This is a genomic window from Parabacteroides sp. CAG:2 (assembly GCF_000436315.1).
Classification (GTDB): domain Bacteria; phylum Bacteroidota; class Bacteroidia; order Bacteroidales; family Tannerellaceae; genus Parabacteroides; species Parabacteroides distasonis.
Map to the genome: position 1 here is coordinate 109579 of NZ_FR885287.1, position 8204 is coordinate 117782.

Consider the following 8204-nt stretch of genomic DNA (forward strand, 5'->3'; position numbering starts at 1 on the left):
TAGATTATTGATTCAGATTCGTAATCGTTTTCAATACTTGCGCAAAGGTAATACGCTTATATTTAGAAGGAACCGAAAAATCCAACTTGAGCGGCTCGTCCAGTTGGATACGGGAGTAATGGATCTTCACCCCACCCTCGGGATTCCCGTTCTTCAACACCTGCACATCCATCAACATCGGGAACGGCTGCCGATCCACCAAGCGAAAATCCTCGTACAGCCATTGCAAGGCATAACGATCGGAAGGATCCGCTACATAGGTAGAGAGAAGTTTCTCCTCGCCGTCCGCCTTAAAGGTATAGAATAACCCCATGGCATCCTTCGTCTTGATCTCGGCGACCGGACCTTCTTGATTCAGCTTAAACCGATTATAATGCTTACGGGAAACGCCTTGCTCCCCCGGGATAAACAGATGATTCGTGAAAAGAGCCTGCAAATTATAGAAGTTGAACTCGATCGGAGTCTGTCCTTGCAAATTGGAATAATTCTCGATCATATAGCGTTTATTCATGCGGTCTACCACTTTGATCGTATCCCGGCTCAACTCGATACGGAAGATCTCGATCCCGAGAAATGGCTGTACCGACAGCTGGAAAGCGCTATCCTTGACCATCTTCATATCCACCCGAGAACTCATTTGCTTACCGGGGATATCCAGATCCACGTTCAGCCGGGCCGTCAAGGTACGGAACTGGAAGGATTGATCCTCCACCGACTGGAAGAACTCATTATGAGCCTTCACGCTAGCGGATTCCACCGTCCCGACTTTCTTGGACGATTTACAGCCTGTCAACATCGAAAGTAAAAGACCTCCACATAACAGGAAGGTCAAGAAATAGTCTCTTTTCATTTCGCGTTCTCGTCTTCTATATATTGTTGCTCGGCGATCTTACGGTTCAAGATCTCGGAATCCTTCCCCATCTCTTTCGCCTTTTTCCATTGCTCCACCGCTTTTTCCTTATCACCGTTCATGAAAAGGATGTCCCCATAATGATCCACGAGTTCGGCGCTCTTTGTCTTATCTTTCTCCAAAGCGCTCTCGATATAGATTTTCGCCAAGGTATAGTTTCCTTGTACGAAGAAGATCCAAGCGTAGGTATCCAGATACGTGGCGTTGTCCGGTTCCAGCTTGATACATTGGGCGCTCATACGCTCCGCCTTCTTCAAGTCTTTCTTCTCCAAGGAAAGGAAGTAACTGTAGTTGTTCAGTACGACCACGTTCTTGTCATTGTACTTCAATGCCTCATCGTACGCTTTATACGCTTGATCCAATTGCCCCATCTGGTAATAAATATCACCGATCTGGCCGTAGAAATCAGATTTCAGCGGCAGGTTCTCCTTCGGGATGATATTCAAGCCCGCATAATAGGTATTCAAGGCTTCTTGATATTTCTGTTGTTGGTAGTAAGCGATACCCAGATAGAAGTAATATTCCGGCGACTCGGGGAAAAGCTCCATACAAGCCGTACAGATACGGATGACCTCCGGGATATCCTCCCCTTTCAAAGCCAAATTCAGCAATTGCTGCCAAGCCCCGGCGTTACTCGGTTCCATCTCGGTTACCAACTGGAACTGGAATTTCGCCTCCTCTGTCTTTCCTTGGGCCATCAAGAGACCGCCATACATCAGCTTTAAGTCAATATCCTCCGGATGTTGCTCCAAAAGAGTTTGGAATAAATGGTTTGCGTTCTCGGTTCCCTGCTTCGTTTGTTGCAGTTTCAAGATATACCGGGAAAGGATGTTCACTTTCGTCTCCACGTCCAGCTTCTCGTTTACCAAAGCGCTACGGATTTGTTGCTCGGCGGCCTCCTTATCCCCTTTCGCCTCGTAGTAATTGGCCATAGAGACGATATAATAAGGGTCAGTCGGATCAATCTCATTCGCTTTTTGATAGCAAGCCAAAGCCTTGTCCATCTCCCCGTTTTCCAAATGAAGATCGCCCAATACGATCTGGTAACGGGCCTCCATAGGATATTTAGCCGCTAGCTTCTCGATCTCCTTGAAAGCCTCTTCCGGTTTCTCCAACTGGACGTACAGTTTGTATTTCTGCATGGAGATCGCCTCGTTCATACCCATAACCGACTCCAATGCGTCATAAGCCTCGATCGCCTTCCCGATCTCGCCGGCTTGCGTCAAGGCATCGGCCAGATAATAATTCAGCTCCTCCTTCTCCGGATAATCACGAACCAGTTCCTCGTACTCCTCGGCGGCTTCGCCATACATACCCAGATTCCGGGTGATAGACGCCAATGCCATTTTATACGTGAAATTATCCTTGCTGTTGGCTACGGCTCTTTTCAACATCTCGACCGCTTTCTCCGGACGGTTCAACTGTACATAAAAAGAAGAAAGCTCATACAAGACCGGAGCCGCCGTCGAGTCAATCGCCAAGCAATGGTTGAAGGCATCATAAGCGGCGTCAAATTTCCCGGCGTTCTTCAAGTTCAAGCCCTCATAAAAGAAGTAATCGAATTTACGTTGATCCTTCTCCGTTTCTGTAGCACCAGCCGGGAGCACAGCGACCAACGAGAGGAAAGAGATGAGATATATCAGTTGCTTAAACATCCTATTATTCTTGTTAACCTTATTATTCTTATTCTTTTCCGGTATGACCGAATCCCCCGGCTCCCCGCTCCGTATCATCCAACGTCTCCACGAGTTCCCAATCCACATGGCTATGAGCGGCTATAACCATTTGGCAGATACGCTCACCATCATTCACCGTAAAAGGCTCGGAAGATAGATTCACGAGAATGATACCGATCTCCCCCCGATAATCGGCATCGATCGTACCCGGCGTATTCAGCAGGGTTATCCCATGCTTTAAAGCCAGCCCGCTACGAGGACGCATCTGGGCCTCATAGCCTTCCGGCAGCGAGATATAAAGTCCGGTCGGGATTAATTTACGTTCCAACGGTTTCAACACAACCGATTCCGACAAATTCGCCCGGATATCCATCCCGGCAGATAAAGGAGTCGCATAACCCGGCAGCGGGTGATGCGATTTATTGATAATTCTTACTTTCATACTTGCAAAGATAAACAAATTGTCAATAGTCAATCAATTAACCCAATCCCCGTTCTCTTTTATTAACTGAACTAAACGTTCTACAGCGTCTTCCTCGGGGATATTCTTGAGGACACATTCCTTACCTTTATACAGGCTGATTTGTCCACGTCCGGCACCCACATAACCATAGTCGGCATCGGCCATCTCGCCGGGACCATTCACGATACAGCCCATGATACCGATCTTCAAGCCTTTTAAATGGGAAGTAGCCTCCTTGATACGGGCGATCGTTGTTTGCAGGTCGTACAAGGTACGTCCGCAACTCGGACAAGAGATATATTCCGTCTTACTGATACGGGTTCTTGTAGCCTGCAAGATCCCGAACATACAGCGATCCGAGACAACCGCCTCGCATCCCTCATTGTGCAGCATCAAGCCATCCCCGAAACCATCCAGCAAAAGCGTTCCGAAATCGGCGGCGGATTTCAGTTGCAACAACTCCACATCCGTCTCCCGGAAATCACGATGCAAGACAACCGGCACGTCACAACCCGCCATCAGCAATTTATGCATAGCCGCACGTTGCGAGCCAACCCCATTCCGATGATGTGTACTTAATAAGACCACCACGGTCTTATCCGCTTTCAAGATCTCCAACATACGATCCGTAAGATCCATATACGTCAGACGGATAAACTTAAGCGGACAATCGTAATCCTTTAACTCCTCCGCCTCCGAGGCGATGAAGCAAGGAAAAGCATTCGGACGCTCTTTCCAAAAATGAGCGTCTACCAATAAACGGAAATTATCCGGCAAATTATCCGGATCTTCCTTTCCTATATATATATAGTCCGGCAAGGACAAATAATCAAACTCAAAATCCCCGCTACTACGATCGGAGATCACGACTGGCGAGAAAGTACCTCCGATACCTTCCACCACACGGCTTATACGACGGCTTGTCGCCACCGTATCGAAACCGGGAGCCATCGAAGCCTCGATAGGACGATGATTTTCCCGTTCCCTAATATAATCCACCAATTTACGCGCTACCGGCATTTCCGCCTCGGGGTCCTCACTCAAGGAAACCCGGATCGTATCACCGATACCGTCACATAGAAGCGTACCGATTCCAACAGCGCTCTTGATACGCCCGTCCTCACCGTCACCCGCCTCCGTTACCCCAAGGTGCAAGGGGTAATGCATATTCTCGGCCTCCATCGTACGAACCAACAACCGCACGGTCCTTACCATGACAACGGTATTGGAAGCCTTAATCGAAATAACCACATCCGGGAAATTCTCCTCCCGGCAAATGCGAAGAAACTCCATACAACTCGCTACCATCCCCTCGGGCGTATCACCATAACGGCTCATGATACGATCGGAGAGCGAGCCATGATTCACACCGATACGAATAGCGGTGCCATGTGCCTTACAAATATTCAAGAAAGGGACGAACCGCTCGCGGATCTTCTCGATCTCGGCGGCATATTCCTCATCCGTATATTCAAGATGGCTGAATGTCTTTACCTTATCTACATAGTTTCCCGGATTGATACGTACCTTTTCCACCTCACCGGCGGCGGCATCAGCCGCTCTAGGATTAAAATGGATATCAGCGACCAAAGGAGTCGTATACCCTTGCTCATTCAATTGTTTACGAATCTCGCCCAAGTTTCGGGCTTCCCGTTCCCCCTGTGCCGTAAAACGCACATACTCAGCTCCCGCCTCGATCATACGGATCGCTTGAGCTACCGCCGCCTCCGTATCCATCGTTGATACATTAGCCATGGATTGAATACGGATAGGATTCTCACCTCCCATGGGTGTGTCACCGATTTGGGCAACGGATGATTTACGGCGGTTGTAATTAAAGTAAGCCATTGTTCATTGAAAATTGAGAATTGAAAATTGAGAATGAGTGTTGAGAACTGAAAACCTAAAGAGAGACTTTCTCCTTAATTTTCAATTCTCAACTTTCAACTTTCAATTAATTAGTTTTGTATTTAAAAGAAACCTTAGCCAACTCCTCGTTAGCCTTCACGATTTTCTTCTTCAAATCCTCCTTATAAGCGGATAGCTTCTCCTGAAGTTGCTCGTCGCCGACGGCAAGCATCTGCACCGCAAGGATACCAGCGTTCAAAGCGCCATTGATGCCGACAGTAGCCACAGGGATTCCCGGAGGCATCTGTACGATAGCCAACAAGGCATCCATACCGTCCAGCGTAGAGTTAATAGGCACGCCGATCACGGGAACCGTCGTCATGGAAGCGATCACACCGCAAAGATGAGCGGCCATTCCGGCAGCGGCGATGATAACCTTGATTCCACGTCCTTTAGCTCCTTTGGCGAAAGCCTCCACCTCAGCGGGAGTACGGTGTGCGGATAGAGCATGCATCTCGAACGGGATCTCCATCTCATCCAAGAACTTAGCCGCCTTCTCCATAACGGGTAGATCCGAGGTACTACCCATGATAATACTTACAACAGGTGTCATTCTTATTTAGCGATTAATTTTTGATAGTCTTCAGCGGATAATAGTTCCTCCAACTCAGAAGCGTCCGTAAGAGAAATCTTGATTAACCAACCTTTACCATAAGCGTCTTCATTAACCAATTCAGGAGTGTCTTCCAATTCAGCGTTTACTTCCAAAACCTCTCCGCTAACCGGCATGAAAAGATCGGAAACAGTCTTAACAGCTTCAATCGTACCGAACACCTCTTCTTTAGCGACGGTCTCCCCCTCTGTCGTAATGTCTACATAAACGATCTCACCTAGCTCGCCTTGAGCGTAATCAGTAATACCAACATAAGCTACGTCACCTTCTACACGAATCCACTCATGGTCTTTTGTGTACTTTAAATCTGCAGGAAAATTCATAATTTTAGTGTTTTTATTAGATGAATAAATAGATATAACTCATTAATGAGGCTACAAAGGTACATATAAATCCCAGACAAAACCCCGCATATACCTGCATTGGTGTATGTCTTTTTAAAAAGATGCGCGAGGTACCTAATAAACCGGCCACGATCAACACGACTATAAAAGCCCAGTAGGGATTTATCATATGGATACGCGCCACTCCCATAATAGCGCCCAGTAACCCGCCGATACCAATAGCATGCGCGCTAATCTTCCAAGCGAAATTGACGCATAAGGCGATTACCAAGGCTACGCAAGCCCCGATCAGCATCGCCAACAACCAAAACGGCATCAGCATCTTATACAGGAAAAAGATACAGACCAAGATGGAAGTGATAAAAATCAGATAAGGAACCACTCGTTCCTTCCGGTCGGAAAGCTCTATATCGCCGGCCGCGCCATTTTTCACCAATAAGAAAATGAAAAGTCCGGGAACTATCGCTGTCGAAATAAAGGTGCCTCCGGCAATCAGCAGCTTCACAGGTAACGGGTAAATGGCGAGGAATGTAAACATCAACGCCAACACGATCCCATAGGTCACCATAAGCAACGGATGGAACACGAAGGATATTATATTCGAGAATAGCTTCATACGCTTTTATATTTCTTTTCTCAGACGAGCTACCGGAATCCCCAGTTGCTCCCTGTATTTCGCTACCGTACGCCGGGCGATGACATATCCTTTTTCTTTCAGGATCGTAGCCAACTCCTCATCGGTCAACGGTTTTCGTTTATCTTCGGCATCTACATGCTCTTTCATGATCTTTTTCACCTCACGGGTCGAGATCTCCTCGCCGGTATCGGTCTGCATAGACTCGGAGAAAAAGTATTTCAACGGATAAATACCGAAATTCGTTTGCACATATTTACTGTTACTTACCCGGGAAATAGTGGAGATATCATATCCCGCACGCTCCGCTACGTCTTTCAAGATCATGGGATGGAGGGTAGCCTCATCGCCTGTCAAGAAAAAGTCCCGTTGTAAATAGATAATCGCCTCCATGGTACGCTGCAAGGTCTCATTACGTTGCTTGATAGCGTCGATGAACCACTGGGCGGAATCCAACTTTTGTTTCACGAACTGTACGGCATCCCGCCTCTCAGCGGTTTGGTTCGCCTTATTCGCCGTATAATCCTGAAACATCTCGGCATACTCCCGGTTGATACGCATATCCGGTACCCCCCGGTTATTCATGCTCAAGATAAGCTCTCCATTATGCGCTTCCACCACGAAATCCGGGATGATCTGGCTCATCGCCACTTCCATAGAACCACCCCAACTACTTCCGGGTTTCGGATTTAACATAGTAATCTCGTGAATGACCTTCTTTAACGTTTCCTCATCGATATCGAGACCTCGTAAGATCTTATCGTAATGTTTGCGGGTGAACTCCTCGAAATATTCGGTCAAAACACGAATCGCCAAATTTGTAACCGGAGTATTCTCCTTCTTATCCAGCTGGATCAACAGACATTCTTTCAAGTCACGGGCACCTACCCCGGCAGGCTCAAAATCTTGGATGATATTCAAGATAGACTCGATCTCCTTCTCATCTACCTCTTGTCCGGCTTGGAAGATCAAATCGTCTGCTATCGCCGAAAGGTCCCGTCTCAAATAACCGTCATCATCGATATTTCCAATGATATACTCCGCTATTTTCATTTGCTTATCCGGTAAATCCCTTAACCCGAGCTGCTGTAACAGAAACTCATTCAAGGATTGGCTTACGGAGAAGGGGACATCCTCTTTCCGTTCCGCACGCTCGGTCATTTCCCGTAGCTTATAATCAGGTATATCGTCTTCCGTTAAATAATCTCCCAAAGAAAGGTCGGTCTCAGTATCAACAGAAGGGATCTCTTCTCCCCCCTCCTCGCTTTCAGTTCGTTCAAAATCATCAACAGGCTCTTTTCCTTCCTCCAAGGCTGGGTTATCTTCCAGCTCATGCTTCACACGTTCTTCCAACTCGATCGCGGGAAGCTCCAGAAGCCGTATCAACTGTATCTGCTGAGGGGATAGCTTTTGCTGTAACTTTTGTTGTAACTGTTGCTTTAACATAATCTAAATCATTGCACTGTAAGGGCAGGACAATCACCCGCCCTCTTATTTATCAACATGCAAATATAAGTTTTTAGTTTTAACAGTACAGCTATTAAACTATAATAGTTCTAAACAAGGTGCATGATGGACCCTAGCGACTTTAAAATCCTTCCTTCACGATCCGTTTTATCGGCAGGAAGAATCGTTCGATCAGGCGTAATTCTTCCG

8 protein-coding genes are annotated in these 8204 nt (G+C 47.1%); all 8 read right to left on the reverse strand.

Annotated features, from left to right (window positions below):
* Positions 1-4: 4 nt before the first annotated feature.
* A complete protein-coding gene (gene lolB1 / locus QVP94_RS08575; protein ID WP_005860032.1) occupies positions 5-850 on the reverse strand; it encodes a lipoprotein insertase outer membrane protein LolB1 in 846 nt (281 codons plus the stop codon).
* The gene (locus QVP94_RS08580) at positions 847-2565 is read right to left on the reverse strand and encodes a tetratricopeptide repeat protein (RefSeq protein ID WP_005863454.1); all 1719 of its coding nucleotides are present in this window, start codon (positions 2563-2565) and stop codon (positions 847-849) included. Before QVP94_RS08580 ends, lolB1 begins: the two co-directional genes overlap by 4 nt.
* 28 nt (positions 2566-2593) lie before the next feature.
* Positions 2594-3028 (reverse strand): dUTP diphosphatase, encoded by a 435-nt coding sequence (dut, locus tag QVP94_RS08585; RefSeq protein WP_022192384.1) that lies wholly within the window; start codon positions 3026-3028, stop codon positions 2594-2596.
* A gap of 33 nt (positions 3029-3061) precedes the next feature.
* The gene (locus tag QVP94_RS08590; RefSeq protein WP_005860039.1) at positions 3062-4897 is read right to left on the reverse strand and encodes a 4-hydroxy-3-methylbut-2-en-1-yl diphosphate synthase; all 1836 of its coding nucleotides are present in this window, start codon (positions 4895-4897) and stop codon (positions 3062-3064) included.
* Between the two features lie 106 nt (positions 4898-5003).
* Positions 5004-5510 (reverse strand): 5-(carboxyamino)imidazole ribonucleotide mutase, encoded by a 507-nt coding sequence (gene purE, locus QVP94_RS08595; protein WP_005860041.1) that lies wholly within the window; start codon positions 5508-5510, stop codon positions 5004-5006.
* A gap of 2 nt (positions 5511-5512) precedes the next feature.
* A complete protein-coding gene (gene gcvH / locus QVP94_RS08600; protein ID WP_005860043.1) occupies positions 5513-5893 on the reverse strand; it encodes a glycine cleavage system protein GcvH in 381 nt (126 codons plus the stop codon).
* Positions 5894-5909: 16 nt separating this feature from the next.
* On the reverse strand, positions 5910-6530 hold the full coding sequence (locus tag QVP94_RS08605) for a phosphatase PAP2 family protein (RefSeq protein ID WP_005860045.1): 621 nt from the start codon (positions 6528-6530) through the stop codon (positions 5910-5912).
* A 6-nt stretch (positions 6531-6536) separates the two neighbouring features.
* Positions 6537-7994, reverse strand: coding sequence for an RNA polymerase factor sigma-54 (rpoN, locus tag QVP94_RS08610; protein WP_005860047.1), 1458 nt, complete (start codon positions 7992-7994; stop codon positions 6537-6539).
* Between the last annotated feature and the right edge of the window lie 210 nt (positions 7995-8204).

Excerpts from the sequence above, each read along its gene's own strand:
- rpoN (WP_005860047.1), bottom strand. The coding sequence starts at position 7,994 with ATGTTAAAGCAACAGTTACAACAAAAGTTACAGCAAAAGCTATCCCCT.
- purE (WP_005860041.1), bottom strand. The coding sequence starts at position 5,510 with ATGACACCTGTTGTAAGTATTATCATGGGTAGTACCTCGGATCTACCC.
- dut (WP_022192384.1), bottom strand. The coding sequence starts at position 3,028 with ATGAAAGTAAGAATTATCAATAAATCGCATCACCCGCTGCCGGGTTAT.
- lolB1 (WP_005860032.1), bottom strand. The coding sequence starts at position 850 with ATGAAAAGAGACTATTTCTTGACCTTCCTGTTATGTGGAGGTCTTTTA.
- gcvH (WP_005860043.1), bottom strand. The coding sequence starts at position 5,893 with ATGAATTTTCCTGCAGATTTAAAGTACACAAAAGACCATGAGTGGATT.
- QVP94_RS08605 (WP_005860045.1), bottom strand. The coding sequence starts at position 6,530 with ATGAAGCTATTCTCGAATATAATATCCTTCGTGTTCCATCCGTTGCTT.
- QVP94_RS08590 (WP_005860039.1), bottom strand. The coding sequence starts at position 4,897 with ATGGCTTACTTTAATTACAACCGCCGTAAATCATCCGTTGCCCAAATC.
- QVP94_RS08580 (WP_005863454.1), bottom strand. The coding sequence starts at position 2,565 with ATGTTTAAGCAACTGATATATCTCATCTCTTTCCTCTCGTTGGTCGCT.